A 16,891-nucleotide genomic window follows, 5' to 3' on the forward strand; every position below is an offset into this window, starting at 1 on the left:
ACTATAAAATGCACATATAGGTACGTATCAATGTCGTTTTTAGGGTACGATCATGGCTAGGGGTAGGCGTCTCAAATCCTATTTGGATTATGAAAATGCGCTAGGTGACGGCATAGGAGTGGGCTATGGCCAAAGTTATCAGCCCTGGCTTAGAGCTCAGGACGTTAAATCCCGTGGAAACCGTTCGATAGTCTTTGGCCTTAAGACGTTTCGAAACCATCATCTCCTTTCTTCTGTCGAAAGTAACTTTTTCTATCTGGCTGAGTTTAATGACTCGGTGATTGATATCCGGGAACAATTCCCACTCTTTCCTCTCCGGCTTACCCAACAAATAGCAAATCATCTACATTTTCAACATCCTATGGTGAGGGGAGTAAGAGGAGTACCTGTCGAAGTTCTGAATGTTATGACAACCGATTTTTTACTGACCTTGAGAACTCCTGAAGGCGGACTTCGATACAAAGCTATAGCAGTAAAACATAACGAGAGCATACCTGAACGCGAAGCCCAAAAACTTGAAATAGAGAGGATGTTTTGGCAGTTGATTGATGTTGAGTTTCAAATTTATGTTGGCTCGGAACTCAATAACGTCGTCGGTAAAAACATTTGCTGGGCTACTTCTGTATTAAGAGATGGTTCTGAATTTTATGATAAATATCCTCTTGATAAAATCCTATGGAAGCTTAAACCAGATGTTTATCCCATAGTAGGACTACGTGCAATGATTTCATCAATCTTTGGGGTAGATGCACAAGAAGCGATGATGTTATTGCAGGCAATGATTGGATTAAAAATGATAAATGTTGATTTATCATATCCAATACTCGAAACCGGTCTGATAAAGATAATTTCCAATGACCACTATATAGGACTGAACGCAAATGGATATTATTAGGAATTCAGTCTGGCTCTCTCAAGGCACTGATTTGCTTGCAGAGGGACTTTACCGTGTTTTGGATTTTGACAGAAAGGTCGATTTGTTAATTTTGTTTAAAATAAAATCAGAAAGAACGGGTAAGCCAATCCCTTTCTCATTTTCAATGTTTAAATATTATATTGAATCAAATAGCATAACTTGTAAAGATTATATATATCCTTCATATATGTTAGTAGATGAGAAAGAATTAACAGATAAAGACAGAGGAAGGCGAGATGAAAATTACAATATCATTAAAGATCTTGTAGATGACAGAATGTTTCTGTTCGACTATGCATTACATAAAAAGTCGCACCTTTTAATGGATTACTCAAGAAATAAAAAAATATCACAATATACTATCAGAACGCTTCTGGCGTTGTATTGGCGACATGGGCAGGATATTTATGCATTGCTACCCGCATTCTCGAACTGTGGCGCCGCTGGGAAAAGTAGAATCAAACATGAAATTAAACTTGGGAATTCCAAAAAAAACAGAGCATTACCTAATGAACGATCACGTGTTTTCATTCTTAATGAAAGAGATATAAATAATATTAGAAAATCTCTCATTACGTATCATTATAAAGTTAACGGAGATACGATAAAGAAAACATTAGAGAGACATATTGATTTGTATTTTAGGGATGAAATTAAAACAGCAAACCTAGAAAATAGAGCTCCATACGTTCCTTCTTTAAAACAATTTTCATACTGGAATAAAAAACTCTTCACTAAAGATTTCTCGATAAATAAGAAGAACACGAAAAAAGAAATAGACCTCAAAATGCGGGCGCTTTTAGGTAGTGTGGCTAATACAACTGTTTTGCCGGGTGATGTTTTCGAAATAGACTCAACTGTCGCTGATGTACATCTTATTTCGAGTTTAAACAGACGAAAAGTCATTGGGCGTCCTACTATTTATACAGTGGTGGATCGTGCAACAAGAATGATTGTTGGCCTTCATGTTTCTTTATACCATGCTTCATGGCGAGCCGCCCGACAAGCGTTAGCAAATTGCTTTATGCCAAAAAAAGAATATTGTAGATTATTTGGAATCTCTATTACTGATGATGATTGGCCTTGTTCTCACATTCCATTAACATTGATGTGTGACAACGGGGAGATGATTGGTCTTAAACCTCAGGAAGAGATGACCCCCCTGACAAAACTTGAGTTTGCGCCAGTCGGTAGAGGCGACAGAAAAAGCATTGTTGAACGCTGTTTCGGCATTCTGAATGATGAGGTTATTCATAGGCTTATTGGAACAACACGAAGGGGAAAGATTGTTAAAGGAGAGCCAACACCGCAATCCAGGGCTTGTTTAACGATTCAGGAGGTCACGTCTTTACTGATTCGGGAGATACTTGCACATAATCAGAGAACGTATGAGGAACTGGCTTATATCAATCCCTTACTGATTGAAAATGATCTCGTAATATCACCAAAAAATAGTTGGATGATAAGCTTAAAGCACGGGAGATTCAGCGCAAGAGCCGTTGGGGCCGACGAAGTGATCGCACGATTGTTAATCCCTGTGAACGCTAACATTACCGCCGGTGGGATTCAGTACAATAATCTTTTTTATGAATGTGATCCTGAAATTGCATCAGGTGTCAGAGTATTTGGAAGAACCACTTGTGAAGCAAGAATAGATGACAATTGCGTAGATTATATATATGTAAGATTTGACAAAAATAGCATTTTCAAAAAACATTACCTACTTAAGAAAAGAGATGTATTTAAAGGGAAAGCTCATCTTGATACAGATGTAATGGCTGATTGGGTAGATACTCAAAAAGAAATTAATTTATTTACTCTGGATTCGCTCAGCAATATCAATAATAAAGATGAATTTAACAGGAAAGGTAACGAAAGATTAAATGAAATATACGAATCTCGCCGGGTACATGGTAAAGATATTAAAAAGAACAGGAAAAATGAACTTGATTCATTAGGGCGAACTCATGTTGCTAATGGAAGATCTGAACCCCTACTTCCTTCATCCAGTAATGTTCTGCTTTTGCCTGGCCGGGAGGAGAAACAAAGATGGTTAAAAGGTAAGAAGAAGACTGAGGACGCAGAATAATGAATCTTATACGGCGCGTTTCAGCGATATATAAAGAACAGGAGTTACCTGAGTATCGTGGCAATCCCTTAATTGAAGCACTTCCTGAAGCGCTTACGGAAGATGAAGTACTTCTGGAAATGAGTTATTTCCCCGAAATTGACGAAAAAATCCGCTGGACTGCCCCGGCGAATGTTAGAGAGCAGTATGTCGAACGTATAAAGAAATTCCGTTGCCCTCAAACCAATCTTATCCAGGCTTATAAGATGATCTTACGGGCACTTAGGGAAAGCTATGCAGCTCGTAATCCTTTAAAAAGCGGAACAATTCAATATCTTCATTACTATGGAAATGAGCGTCCTGATATTGAGCCAGAAAGTGGATATTTTAAATCCCAGGCTGAAACTATTACGATAGTTGGAATGAGTGGTTCTGGAAAAACTACCATGATTGAGCAAGTCATGGATCATTTCCCTCAGATTATAGAACACAGCAGCTATAAAGGAGTTTTTCCCGGCTTCAGTAAGCAAATTGTATGGGTAAAGATTAATTGTCCATACAATTCAAGTGTGAGAGACCTTTGTGAAGAGATTTTACAAAAATTAGATGATGCAATTGGTATTGAACGAACTACACCTGAGATTAGAAATGGTGCTCTGGCTCGCCAGATTGCACAAAGAATTAAATCATCATTTTTGGGTATCCTTGTTATTGATGAAATGCAGAGGCTTAAATTTTCAAGAACCGGGGGTGAGAGTAAGTTGATTGATTTTTTACATGAAATTGTAGATTCCATGGGGGTATCTATGGTTTTTTGTGGAAATCATCCTTTTGACGAGACGCTGACAAAGAAAATGAGAATTGCCAGGCGGGCAGAGTCTGGTGGTTACATGAAAATTAAGAATGTTAGATACGATTCACAAGACTGGCAATCGTTTATTCATTATTTATGGCCATTACAATGGACAAATGTTGAAACTCCATTAAATGATGAGTTAAACGAAAAATTATTCATTTTATCTAAAGGCAATATTGGATTGGCTCAGATGATTTATCGGGGGGCACAATTAAAGGTTATCGGTAGCGGCAATGAAATCATCACTGGCGCAGTCTTGTCGGCCTCTGTACCGGTACTCGTGAGTCATACGGAGGAATATAAGGATACTCCACTCCCGGGGGCCGCGACTGAAGATGAGGAAGCTAAATGGCTCTCTGCATCTAATGCGGGTGATGCTTCGGCTAAAATCATGGCAGAGAAGTCCCTAAAGTCTTTGATCCCTGGGGATATAGACAGGCCACAGCACAAGGAATTCGTAGGAAAAATAGACGAGGTTTTGCGCAATTTCGACGAGAAAATACTGTCTCTTGACCACGATCTTGTTATCAACAGAACAGCTGAAAAGAAAAATACCTACGATGCTCTTCAGCGTTGCGGGCTTATAAATATAGATCCACTTAATAAATTGTAATGAGGTAACAGTTCGTAACGGTCAAAGAGAGGTGTGGGAAATGAGAATGTTGCCTGTTTTGCCTGATGAATCCTTGTTCAGCCGGTTTTGTCGGACAACTACCGTGTACGGTATGTCCCCATCTTCTCTGTTAACGATCATTTTCAACAAACCTGATATGAACGTCCATCCAATTCTCAATTCAGGATTAAAGGCTATTTCTCTTCATACATCCGAAAGTGCAGATCAGCTCTGGCATGAACAGACTTTACTCCCTCTTTTTGCCTGGGCACTACCAATCAGTCGTAATGAAATTATGGATTTCAACACGACCCCTGCCAGGCTTAATCGATTGTGCCGCCTTAGTAATTTTTCACTAGGGCAGCGCACACTATTGAAGTTTTGCCCGGTTTGCGCTCGTGAAGATACTTTTCATTATGGTGTTACTTATTGGCATCTGGCGCATCAGCTTCATGGGGTTACAACCTGCCATCGGCATCCGGTAGCGCTTGAAAGCATCCATGTCCCTTCTTCACCGCACATACGTATTGGACTGATGCCTCCTGTTTCGTATACAGAACAACTTAGCAATGAGATAGACTTCGATTTTGCTAAGTTTTGTTATGAGTCCCTAAATATAATCAGAAGAAAAGATATTACACACCCCAATTACATGGATGTACTTAAAAAGTTGAATTTATTATCATTGGATGGAAATTTAAAGAAAAATGTATTCTACGCACATGTTTATGCTAAGTGCCAGTTATTTGGGGAGGGTTCATCGGGACTTATACCAACATCCCTAACTGATTATCATTACTGGGAGCCTATACTCAAAGACAAATGTTGTCAGCATCCCACAAAGCATCTTTTGCTTTGTTATTGTTTGTTAAATACTTGCTGGCCAACGTATGCAGGAAGTCGTACTAATAAAAAGAAAGAAATCTTTAAAAGTCATAAGAAATACAGTTTTCATATAGTTGAAAATAATACTAGTGTTAGCAACCTTGGGAAGGAATTTAGTCGCAGCAGATGTTACATTAAAACACTTATTTATAAAAAATACCTGAGGGCGTTTAAGCGAAACACAAAAATTAATATATTCACTGAATTGCTTATCAAGTCTATGGCTGTAAGGGGGTTTAGTCTGGCATCCATAGCTGAGAAAAACTCATTATCGGAAGGAGCTGTATCCTCTGTAATTTCATCTTGTTACGGTTTATGCTCATGGCGTAAAAAATGTAAAAAAGATTCTTTAAGACGGCGTCATAAGCAGAAAATATTAAGATTTATACATAATCAATCCGTTTCTATAACACGAAAGTTAGTCAAAGAAAGTTGTTATGCAAGTTTCTATTGGCTAAATAAACATGAATGTGACTGGCTTAATTCCTGTCTTCCTAAAACAATACGATGCTATAAAAATAAAAGAGTAGACTGGAGCGAGAGAGATATTATCTCATCATCATTAATAAATGATGTTTTATCTCAGGGGCAGTACTCGATGTCACTTACAAGTCTAGATGCTTTACTGGGAGGGCATGGCTGGCTTTTGAAATACAGAGATAAACTACCAATGACAATGATACTTCTCAGAAAAATGGAACTAATTAAATAAGAGGGAGTTATATGGTTTACGAAAATGAATTGTGGCACAGTTTTCTTCTGCGTTCACAGATAATGTATAACTTATCCAATTGCAGGAACATAATATCAAAGCATGGCGCACTAAGGTACGATGCCTTTCCTCGTTTCGAACTGATTGATATGTACAAATTGCATAGCTTGCAGGATATATATGACATTCTTGCCACTAGAAATGGTTATATACTAACTTCCAATATAGTGTCGTTATCTTCTGGTGTTTACGGGTATTTTAACGCTGTTGAAGATGCCTGTCGGAAAAATTTTCACATAACTAATTCATATCCATTGGTAAACATCTCAAACATTCGTTACTGTCACAAATGTATTGTTGAAGATATACACTCTAAAGGCATTGGTTATCTGCGTCATAGATGGTTGTTTGAATCTAAATGTGCAGTTCATAGTACCAGTTTATATGAGGTTTGTTTTGATAACTATTTGAATGCAGTGAAAGGACTTAGTGACTTAATTATAAGTGGAATAAATCCTCATGGTTATTGTTCCCTTGTGGTTGACGTTTCAAACCCTTTCAAAAATCCAGTGTATATATTACCATGTGCACGTAATAAAATTTTAAAATGGATTTCGGACAATAAAAATATGCTGATTTACTTTCTCTTTGATCTCTTCAAATGTAAGTCGCATTCAAGTTTATCTAAGGTTATCGAAGTCAAGATAATGCATGATAGATATATGTCTGCGGTGTTCAAGATGTTAAGTGAAGTTAATTTTTGTAATTTCAACTCATTTATTTCTGATATTTTTGAGGACGTAAGTTATGCCTCTATCGGACTTGATGATTATTCTGTTAATGTGCATTTTCTCAGGCTAAGGGCTGCAGATTGTAAATTTTGCCAGTTGAATGGTAAATATTTTTGCTCACTTTACAATGTAAAACTTCTTCGCTAATTTCACTTCATTTATAAAATACTAAGAAAGCTAGTTAGATAAGGTTTTATATTTTGACTGGGGCAGGAATAAATTATCACTCATAGAGATTCCCTGGGGGTTACCACCTGTGTATGATGCCGGTTAGCAACAACGTCTAAAAGACCTGCGATCACGTGGGTCCCTCTCCAGCAAAGGGGCAAGGGGTGCTATATAACGGTGTACTGCTTACCCAATACGGCCTTGTATTTGAAAGATGCCGCATCTTGGCAGGATTCGTATTACAGCCTATAGTCTGTTAATGAGCATTACAGCCTATATGCTGTAAATCCCTGCGTTATGCTTGTTAACTCGTCGATACGGAAGGTCACTTATGAACACTCAATACGCTTTGAAGACTTTGAATCAGTTACGTCCTGTTTTAATCGGCTTTCGCAAAGCCAATGGACTGACGCAAAAAGATGTTTCTGAACGTTTGGGTATAACACAGCAAACTTATGCCCGACTAGAGGCCAACCCTGCAAGTGCGGGTTTTGAGCGTTTGTTTAGGGTGTTCAGCGTCCTTGGAGTGGAGATCGTACTTTCATCCAGGGAACCATTGTCAGATGCAAAGCCCGAATACGGAGCTATGCACAATTATTCTTCACTTCCAGCCAGGCGGGAGAAATGGTGACGCCTGGCGCTTCCCGGTCTAATTTTTCTTCAACAAGATTAACCCCTTAGCGGCCTGAAGTATCAGGTTGCGATAGAGCCTTTCATTTCTTCTGTTATGTTAAATACACCATTTTGAGCTATTTCGCTCGGCCTTAAATTATCTCTTCATTCTTCAGTGAAAATTTTATGTCGATCACATTATCGATGAATTTAGGAAATAATCCGTAAATGAAAATCTATCTTCTTTTAAATTCATCAGTGTCAGTAGCAAATATTACGCATAAAAGAATGGTTATTATTATCATTTAAATTATAAAGCTCATGAGTCAATTCCAAAAAATATAATAAGCATTGAAATCATTACCCGTGATTCTGGAGTTTTAACTTTGCCATGTAACCAACCACAAGTTAGTTTCCGGTGTTTTGAGGGGCAGTAAAGTTCTGAAAGCGCGACCAGATCATAATCCCGAAATGTCGTTAAGATATTCTGAATAACGGTTATCCCTGCTTGTTGGCAGGCATTTGAAAATATATTTTGTATTCAGGTTGCAGCAAAACGCTTTCTTACACACAGGACTTCATATGCGGCTCAGAAAATTAAAACTGAAAAACTTCAGAGGCTACAGAAACTCTACTGAAATCATTATTGATGAAAGCATGACGGGTATTGTCGGTCGTAATGACTTTGGGAAATCAACGCTTCTGGAAGCGCTGGCTATTTTTTTTGAAACAGAAGGAATGAAGGCTGACAAGAATGACATGAACTGTTTCAGCCTAAGAGAAGGGGACGGCCGTTTTGAAATAGCCTGTGAATTTGATGACCTGCCCGATTTTATCATGATCGACGACAGGGTGCAGACCACGCTCGCCTCAGAACATCTGCTGAATGAGGACGGCAATTTTGAAATCGTCAAAACGTTTAAAGCAACGACCTCAGGAAAACCGGAGCAGACCTGCATCCGCTGCATCCACCCGGATGAGGAGCCCCTGAGAAATTTACTGGGCATGAAAATTTCTGAGCTCAAGGCGGTGGGAAAAGAAGTTGAAAAAAATGTGGCGGATAAACGCACTGCATCGTTATGGCGTCAGGCCATCAGGGAAGCCGCAGCCCCCTATACCTGTTCGGAAATTATGCTGGATGTCGATAAAGAGTTCGGAACCGACACAAAATCATTATGGGGTAAGATCCTCGATTTGCTGCCCACGTATGCGATTTTCAAAGCCGACAGGGAAAGCAGCGACGGGGATTCCGAAGCTAAAAACCCCTTACAGCAGGCCGTAAAAGACGCTCAGGCTGCGCTGCAGGACAAAATTACAGCGCTGGAAAATGAGATTCAGGACAGCGTCCTGGATGTCGCACAGAGAACGCTGGATAAATTACGTGAAATGGCCCCCGAACTCGCCAGTGAACTGACTCCACGATTTAAGGAGAAACCCAAGTGGACCTTCAATTTCACCCTGGACGGGGAAAATGGCATCCCCATCAATAAGCGCGGCAGCGGGATAAGGAGGCTTATCCTGTTGAATTTTTTTCGGGCTGAGGCTGAAAAGAATGTCGCGGGGACGCCCAGAAATGTGATTTATGCCATAGAGGAGCCTGAAACGTCACAGCATCCGAACTATCAGATGATGCTGATGAAAGCGTTACTGGCACTGGCAGGCCAGCCGCACCGTCAGATTATCGTCACCACCCATGTCCCGGCGCTGGCCGGATTAATCCCTGTCGAAGGCGTACGTTATGTTACCCGAAATGAGGCGGGTGAACCCGTAGTAAAAATGCCGGATGACGCAGTGCTGAAGGAAGCCACTGAAAGCCTGGGGGTGCTGCCAGAGACCGGTATGGAAAGGGCGCAGGGGATTGTTCTGGTAGAGGGAAAGTCGGATGTTACTTTCCTGAGGCATGCGGCCAGTTCATTAAAACAGTCAGGTGCGCTGCCAGCCTCTCTGGAGGACGTGAAAATAGTGCCAGTCCTCATAGGAGGGTGTGGTAGCGTCAAACACTGGGTTACATTGAATCTGGCCAAAGATCTGGGGCTTCCCTGGTGCGTATTTCTGGACTCCGATATTGGGGGAGACCCTGCACAGGTTCTGTCCATCCAGAAGCGTAAAAAAGAAGTAGAGGAGGCCGGTAAGGTATTTTTCGCTACGCGCAAACGTGAGATAGAAAACTATCTGTGCCCGGATCTTATCGAGGAAATTACTGGTGTAGCCGTCACGTTTACGGACACCTGTGACGCTAAAAAAATAATCGGCCGGGCTGTGGGAATGAAACCCGATAATGTACTAGATAAATTCTGGCCTCAGATGACATCAGAAAGAATCATCTCAAGATCAACCTATCATGACGGAACGCAGGAGAGAAGCGAGCTGGTTGAGATCCTGAGCGACATTGTATCCATGACGAGATAATGTATTAAATAAGCATCTCAGGTGCATATATTCCGGTCCTCAACAAAGGACCGGAGTACAGAGTAGTAAAAACCCGAAATTAATCGGGTTTGAATTATATAAAGATTAACCGACTCCCGCGCCCAGGAACGATGTAAAATCACGCTTGTCGTGACATTTCTACAATGTTTACTTTTGACTATCAAGCCATTTATTCATCTGCTCAATTTCACCTTTTTGAGCTTTAATGATGTCCTGCGCGAGCTTTCTCATTTTCGGATCTTTTCCGTATTTGAGCTCGGTCTCAGCCATTGCTATTGCCCCTTCATGGTGCGCTACCATGCCTTTCGCAAAAGCCTTGTCGGGATCGGACTCATTTACGGCAGCCATCATTTTGTCATGCATGTCTTTCATGCCAGCCATATATTCCTGTGACGAAGCCGAGGTAGACATATCAGTCATTTTCATTTCTGAATGTTCTGCTGAAATCGCTGGCAGGGATAACATTAATACTGCAAATAAAGTGTTTCTGGCTTTCATAAAAAATATCCTTTTAGCGTTGATGCCCGTTAACTGTAGCAGAATCTGATAAAAATGCCCCCTGTAGGGGGCAAAGATGTTGCCATATATCCGGTTACGGAAAAATCTATCAAGGAAATAAGGACAGCACAGATACTTCCCTCGCCGTCAGCCTGCACTGAGCATGCGACGATGCGCTTCGGCCATGGCCTGATGTGGGCCAGACTGACCGTTATTCATAAATTCATGGGCAACTGCAGCTCTTTCATGCTCATTCATTGCCGCTAATGACTTCGACGGCCCGGTAGGGGAAACGGTCTGACTTCCCATCATCCTCTGATGACTTTCCACCATTTTCTGGTGCGCATCCGCCGACCCGTTCGTCATGGTTTCATGAGCAATAATGGCCTGTTCATGCTGGTCCATACCGGCCATACGAGGTGCAGTCCCCTGGATCCCGACAGGAGCCGCAGCAGACTGCATCTGGTGAGCAGGTGCCTGTGCATTGTTGACCCGCTCATGGATATTCACGGTTTCAGTGGCCCAGGCCGAAGAAATTAAGCCAAAGCCCAGCAAGGATGCTAATACGATATTTTTCATGATAACTCTCCATTTCTTAATTAGTGATGTCCGGGGGAGTACAACCGGTGTTTTCAGTTCCATAACTGAAACAGGTTCGGAAGTGTTTATTTCTCCGGGAGGGGACTGGATATTCATTTCCTGGCGTCCACTGACGCCGGATATTGATAAAGCAATCCAGCCTTCCTGATAAGTTGCACTAATTATATCGAATGGCTTCTGTTTGCTGCATGACAGGCTAATGACATCTTTGTCATTTAAATCTTTATTCCCAGCACTGGGTGTCCGGAATCATTTTCTCCAGTCTGGGCACGGATAAGATAAAACGCGTTGAGTGTACGTCCGATTCCACCTGCACTCTTCCGTGATGTGCTTCCACGATTGACTTCACAATCGCAAGGCCGATGCCGCTGCCTTCTCCTTTTCGTTGTCTGGACGGATCCACCCGATAAAAACGGTCAAACAACCTTGATAAATGCTCTTCAGGGATTGGTTTCCCCGGATTTTCAATCACAAGGTCAAAAAAGCTCTCCTGCTCTCTTATTGAGACGGTGATTGCCTGTCCCTCCGGGGTATAACGCAGGGCATTGGATAACAGATTATTGATCGCCCTTCTGAACATTTGTGGATCTCCCTCAACCAGGCAGGGCATCCCGTTAAATTTGAGCGTGATATTGCGTTCTTCGGCCCAGGCTTCGAAAAACTCGAAGACTTTCATGACTTCCGCTCTGAGGTCAAACATGACCCTGTCAGGTATCAGCTGATTATTATCTGCCTGTGCCAGGAACAGCATATCGCTGACCATTTTGGTCATCCGGTTATACTCTTCAAGACTGGAATAGAGGACATCCTCAAGTTCCCTCTGTGTTCGATCCTGACTCAGTGCGATTTCAGTCTGCGTCACCAGATTGGTGATGGGCGTTCTGATCTCATGCGCGATATCGGCAGAGAAATTGGCCTGGCGGGTAAAGACATCCTCAATCTTTCCAATCATATGATTGAACGAGATAACCAGTTGCTCCAGCTCAATGGGAACGCGTGTCGGTTCCAGTCGCGCATCAAGATTCTCGGAGGTGATGTTTTTAATGGCATTGCTGACATTACGAAGGGGCAGGTGCCCCTGACGGACAGCGATTCGAATGATCAGAACAATCAACAGGCTTATCACGACGGCAATCGCAATCAGGTTCTTTTTCAGCGCATCGAGGTAATGGAGATGGAAATTAATGGATAGGCCAGTCAGCATGACATAGTTCTGCTGTTTGCCCTGAAATATCGCCTGACCAGAGGAGGCGATAATCCTGTATGTTTCCATCTTCATTTTGGACCCGGTATCCATCGGTCCCGCAGGATCCTCCACCGTCCAGAGAAAGACATCCCGTGCGCGGCTGTGCTCGCTAAAATCTGCTGAATTCACTGCCGGGCGTAGTGCCGCCCCCTGAGCTGAGCTAAAGAGCACTTCCCCCCTGGGATTGAGGAGCAAAAGGGCAACGTTGCGGTAGCTGGCAATTGATTCCTTTATTTTGCTTATTTTTTTATCATCCGGATCCACCGGGGACTGCAGTATACGGTTCAGTGTGGTGCTGATTTGTTGAAGATCGCTGACATCCTGCTCGGCAAAATGATTTTCAACAGAATGCAGCATAAACCAGGTGAATGCGATAAAAGCCAGTATCGTGGACAGGCTGATAAAAAAGGTCAGCCGCAGAGCGAGTGAGAAAGGGCGTCTGGAAGGTTTGCTATGCATCCGGGACCTCCAGCATGTAGCCCACGCCCCGGACTGTCTGGATCAGCTTTGTCTCGTAATCGTTGTCTATTTTAGCGCGGAGTCGCTTTACTGCGACATCGATCGCATTAGTGTCGCTGTCAAAATTCATGTCCCAGACCTGAGAGGCAATCAGGGAGCGGGGAAGAACCTCTCCCTGATGGCGAATGAAGAATTCCAGCAGGCTGAACTCTTTACTGGTGAGCACAATGCGGTTTCCGGCGCGACTGACTTTTCTGGATACGAGATCAATCGAGAGGTCAGCCACCTTAAACTGGCTTTCCGTGATCATCGTGTTTCCCCGCCTCAGAAGGGTTCTCACCCGGGCGAGCAGTTCGGCAAACGCAAAGGGTTTAACCAGATAATCGTCCGCACCCAGTTCCAGTCCTTTGACCCTATGTTCGATCGTGCCGAGGGCTGTCAGCAGTAAGACCGGCATACCCTTTCCGGCAGTGCGCAGCATGCGGATGATATCCCAGCCGTTCACATCAGGTAGCATGATATCCAGAATGACTAAATCATACTCGGCTGTCATGGCGAGATGATATCCGGTAAGACCATTATCAGCGTGATCCACTACGAACCCTGCCTCTGTAAGCCCTTTGCTGAGATATTCACCTGTTTTAATTTCGTCTTCGACGATCAATATTTTCATCTTGCTCCCCGGCTGGCTGCTAATGTCATTCTATTGCGCCCACGATCGTTATCAACGGATTACAGCAAAAATGACAACATTGTCATTATCCTGTCACCCGGCAAACAGAGAGCGTTAGGTAAAGTACCCCTATCAATACTCTGGACTTCATTTGAACCATTTACCAGGTCTGCCTGGACGAGAAGCGTTATGTTCAAATTAAAATTACTCAGCATTAGCACGATATTCATCCTGGCAGGCTGCGTGTCGCTTGCGCCTGAATATCAGCGGCCCGCAGCACCGGTACCCCAGCAGTTTTCACTGTCCCATAACAGCCTGACGCCAGCGGTAAATGGCTATCAGGATACGGGCTGGCGTAACTTTTTTGTCGATCCCCAGGTTACCCGGTTGATCGGTGAAGCTCTGACTAATAACCGTGATTTGAGAATGGCTGCCCTGAAGGTTGAAGAGGCCCGAGCCCAGTTCAACGTCACGGATGCAGATCGTTATCCCCAGCTGAATGCCTCATCCGGGATAACATACAGCGGTGGTCTGAAAGGTGACAAGCCGACCACACAGGAGTACGACGCGAGACTGGAGCTCAGCTATGAGCTCGATTTTTTCGGCAAACTTAAGAACATGAGTGATGCTGATCGCCAGAACTACTTTGCCAGCGAAGAAGCCCGTCGGGCCGTACACATCCTGCTGGTATCCAACGTTTCACAAAGCTATTTCAGCCAGCAACTGGCGTACGAACAACTTCGTATTGCGCGGGAAACGCTGAAAAATTATCAACAGTCCTATGCTTTCGTTGAGCAGCAGCTCGTGACCGGGAGTACGAACGTTCTGGCACTTGAACAGGCGCGAGGACAAATCGAAAGTACCCGCGCCGAAATAGCCAAACGAGAAGGCGATCTGGCTCAGGCAAACAATGCCCTGCAACTGGTGCTGGGAACGTACCGCGCACTTCCGTCAGAAAAAGGGATGAAAGGCGGGGAGATAGCCCCAGTAAAATTGCCACCAAATCTGTCTTCACAAATTTTGCTGCAGCGACCGGATATTATGGAAGCGGAATATCAGCTGAAAGCGGCTGATGCCAATATTGGCGCAGCGCGAGCGGCCTTTTTCCCCTCAATTACCCTGACCAGTGGTCTTTCCGCAAGCAGTACGGAGCTGTCCAGCCTGTTTACGTCAGGAAGTGGAATGTGGAATTTTATCCCTAAAATTGAAATTCCTATATTTAATGCTGGCAGGAATAAAGCCAATCTGAAGCTGGCTGAAATTCGCCAGCAACAGTCGGTGGTTAATTACGAACAAAAAATTCAGTCAGCCTTTAAGGATGTTTCCGACACGCTTGCGCTGCGCGACAGCCTTAGCCAGCAACTTGAGTCACAGCAGCGTTATCTTGATTCACTTCAGATAACTCTCCAGCGTGCCAGAGGATTGTATGCAAGTGGTGCTGTCAGTTACATCGAAGTGCTGGATGCAGAACGTTCCCTCTTCGCTACCCAGCAAACCATTCTCGATCTTACCTATTCCCGGCAGGTTAACGAAATTAATCTGTTTACCGCGCTGGGTGGCGGTTGGGTAGAGTAAATTTATTTAATTAATCAGGAAATTAAAATGCGTAATTCACTTAAAGCCGTTTTATTTGGTGCCTTCTCTGTCATGTTTTCTGCCGGTCTTCATGCTGAAACACATCAGCATGGCGATATGAATACTGCCAGTGATGCTTCGGTACAGCAAGTTATCAAGGGCACCGGTGTCGTTAAAGACATTGATATGAATACTAAGAAAATCACCATTTCGCATGAAGCAATTCCAGCGGTGGGCTGGCCTGCAATGACCATGCGCTTTACTTTTGTTAATGCAGACGATGCTATTAATGCCCTGAAAACAGGCAACCATGTCGATTTCTCGTTTATTCAGCAGGGCAATATCTCCTTACTCAAAAGCATTAACGTGACGCAGTCCTGATTGGCTGTCCGGAGCGATTACATCCTGTGCGCCTGTACATTCACATAGGTATATGTGTGAGTTAACCGTCAGGCGCATATGCCAGGTGTTTTGATTTTTTAGCGGAAAATTGTATGGCTTCTTTAAAGATAAAATATGCTGCAATAATTATCAGCAGCCTCATAGCAGGGGGGCTGATATCGGTTACTGCCTGGCAGTATGTAAACTCAGCACAAAAGACAGAAAAAACAGAACAAAAGGCACCGGAACGAAAGGTGCTTTTCTGGTATGACCCAATGAAACCGGATACCAAATTTGATAAACCCGGAAAATCGCCCTTTATGGATATGGACCTGGTGCCAAAATATGCTGATGACAGTGGCGATAAAAGCAGTGGCGGGATCCGTATCGACCCAACCCAGGTTCAGAATCTGGGATTAAAAACGCAAAAAGTCACGCGAGGAATGCTGAATTATTCTCAGACAATCCCGGCTAATGTCAGCTATAACGAGTATCAGTTTGTTATTGTGCAGGCGCGTTCTGACGGGTTTGTCGAAAAAGTCTACCCCATGACGATTGGCGATCATGTGAAGAAGGGGACGCCACTTATCGATATTACCATTCCGGACTGGGTGGAAGCACAGAGTGAATTCCTTCTGTTATCCAGCACCGGTGGTACTTCCACGCAAATTAAAGGCGTTCTGGAACGGCTTCGCCTGGCAGGTATGCCGGAAGAGGATATTCAGAGACTGCGTTCTACCCGGAGCATTCAGACCCGTTTTACCATTAAAGCACCTATTGATGGTGTCATTACTGCATTTGACCTGCGCACCGGCATGAATATTTCGAAAGATAAGGTGGTGGCTCAGATTCAGGGAATGGACCCGGTCTGGATCAGCGCTGCAGTGCCAGAATCTATCGCCTATCTGCTGAAAGATACGTCGCAGTTTGAAATTTCGGTACCGGCTTATCCGGATAAAACATTCCATGTCGAAAAATGGAATATTCTTCCCAGCGTGGATCAGACAACCCGTACGCTTCAGGTCCGTCTCCAGGTTTCTAATAAGGATGAGTTTCTCAAGCCGGGCATGAATGCCTATCTGAAACTGAATACCAGAAGCCAGGAGATGCTGCTGATACCAAGCCAGGCCGTTATCGATACCGGCAAAGAACAGCGCGTGATTACTGTTGATGATGAAGGCAAGTTTGTGCCGAAACAGATCCACGTTCTGCATGAGTCACAGCAACAGTCCGGCATCGGCTCCGGCCTGAATGAAGGCGATACCGTGGTGGTCAGTGGCCTGTTCCTCATTGACTCTGAAGCCAATATTACGGGCGCACTGGAACGTATGCGCCACCCTGAAAAAACAGAAAGCAGTATGCCAGCAATGTCTGACCAGCCTGTAAATATGCATTCAGGGCACTGAGG

The 16,891-nt window shown here is 43.5% G+C and carries 14 protein-coding genes; 10 read left to right on the top strand and 4 right to left on the bottom strand.

Annotated elements, in window-relative coordinates; all coding sequences use genetic code 11:
• Positions 1-52: 52 nt before the first annotated feature.
• From SK50_RS02770 to SK50_RS02805, 7 genes are all read left to right on the top strand, one after another.
• Complete coding sequence (locus SK50_RS02770) at positions 53-895, top strand: TnsA endonuclease N-terminal domain-containing protein (protein WP_000090707.1); 843 nt, start codon at positions 53-55, stop codon at positions 893-895.
• Entirely contained in the window at positions 882-3,005 is a 2,124-nt protein-coding gene (locus tag SK50_RS02775) for a transposase (RefSeq protein WP_000351437.1), read from the top strand. Before SK50_RS02770 ends, SK50_RS02775 begins: the two co-directional genes overlap by 14 nt.
• A complete protein-coding gene (locus tag SK50_RS02780) occupies positions 3,005-4,453 on the top strand; it encodes an ATP-binding protein (RefSeq protein WP_048229078.1) in 1,449 nt (482 codons plus the stop codon). Before SK50_RS02775 ends, SK50_RS02780 begins: the two co-directional genes overlap by 1 nt.
• Positions 4,454-4,493: 40 nt before the next feature.
• Complete coding sequence (locus SK50_RS02785) at positions 4,494-6,050, top strand: TnsD family Tn7-like transposition protein (RefSeq protein ID WP_001324699.1); 1,557 nt, start codon at positions 4,494-4,496, stop codon at positions 6,048-6,050.
• 11 nt (positions 6,051-6,061) lie between these two features.
• Entirely contained in the window at positions 6,062-6,988 is a 927-nt protein-coding gene (locus SK50_RS02790) for a hypothetical protein (RefSeq protein WP_048229079.1), read from the top strand.
• Positions 6,989-7,340: 352 nt separating this feature from the next.
• Positions 7,341-7,640, top strand: a complete 300-nt coding sequence (locus tag SK50_RS02795; protein ID WP_001097216.1) for a helix-turn-helix domain-containing protein — start codon at positions 7,341-7,343, stop codon at positions 7,638-7,640.
• A 563-nt stretch (positions 7,641-8,203) separates the two neighbouring features.
• Positions 8,204-10,030 (top strand): AAA family ATPase, encoded by a 1,827-nt coding sequence (locus SK50_RS02805; RefSeq protein ID WP_001239419.1) that lies wholly within the window; start codon positions 8,204-8,206, stop codon positions 10,028-10,030.
• Between the two features lie 168 nt (positions 10,031-10,198).
• Here the strand turns inward: SK50_RS02805 and SK50_RS02810 are convergent, their stop codons facing one another.
• From SK50_RS02810 to silR, 4 genes are all read right to left on the bottom strand, one after another.
• On the bottom strand, positions 10,199-10,549 hold the full coding sequence (locus SK50_RS02810; protein ID WP_000647571.1) for a CopM family metallochaperone: 351 nt from the start codon (positions 10,547-10,549) through the stop codon (positions 10,199-10,201).
• 147 nt (positions 10,550-10,696) lie between these two features.
• Positions 10,697-11,128, bottom strand: a complete 432-nt coding sequence (silE, locus tag SK50_RS02815; protein WP_000790485.1) for a silver-binding protein SilE — start codon at positions 11,126-11,128, stop codon at positions 10,697-10,699.
• Between the two features lie 244 nt (positions 11,129-11,372).
• The gene (gene silS / locus SK50_RS02820; protein WP_001377740.1) at positions 11,373-12,854 is read right to left on the bottom strand and encodes a copper/silver sensor histidine kinase SilS; all 1,482 of its coding nucleotides are present in this window, start codon (positions 12,852-12,854) and stop codon (positions 11,373-11,375) included.
• A complete protein-coding gene (gene silR, locus SK50_RS02825) occupies positions 12,847-13,527 on the bottom strand; it encodes a copper/silver response regulator transcription factor SilR (protein ID WP_000697968.1) in 681 nt (226 codons plus the stop codon). The genes silS and silR overlap by 8 nt, the downstream gene beginning before the upstream one ends.
• A gap of 189 nt (positions 13,528-13,716) precedes the next feature.
• Here silR and silC point away from each other — a divergent pair, with 189 nt between their 5' ends.
• The 3 genes from silC to silB all read left to right on the top strand — a co-directional run bounded on the left by silC (position 13,717) and on the right by silB (position 16,889).
• Complete coding sequence (gene silC, locus SK50_RS02835; RefSeq protein ID WP_000475506.1) at positions 13,717-15,102, top strand: Cu(+)/Ag(+) efflux RND transporter outer membrane channel SilC; 1,386 nt, start codon at positions 13,717-13,719, stop codon at positions 15,100-15,102.
• A gap of 27 nt (positions 15,103-15,129) precedes the next feature.
• Positions 15,130-15,483 carry a cation efflux system protein CusF gene (cusF, locus tag SK50_RS02840; RefSeq protein ID WP_001246155.1) on the top strand — a complete coding sequence of 118 codons (354 nt, stop codon included), beginning with the start codon at positions 15,130-15,132 and terminating at the stop codon, positions 15,481-15,483.
• A gap of 113 nt (positions 15,484-15,596) precedes the next feature.
• On the top strand, positions 15,597-16,889 hold the full coding sequence (silB, locus tag SK50_RS02845) for a Cu(+)/Ag(+) efflux RND transporter periplasmic adaptor subunit SilB (RefSeq protein ID WP_000157620.1): 1,293 nt from the start codon (positions 15,597-15,599) through the stop codon (positions 16,887-16,889).
• The last annotated feature ends 2 nt before the right edge of the window (positions 16,890-16,891 follow it).

It is taken from the genome of Enterobacter sp. BWH64, assembly GCF_001037645.1.
Lineage (GTDB): Bacteria > Pseudomonadota > Gammaproteobacteria > Enterobacterales > Enterobacteriaceae > Enterobacter > Enterobacter hormaechei_C.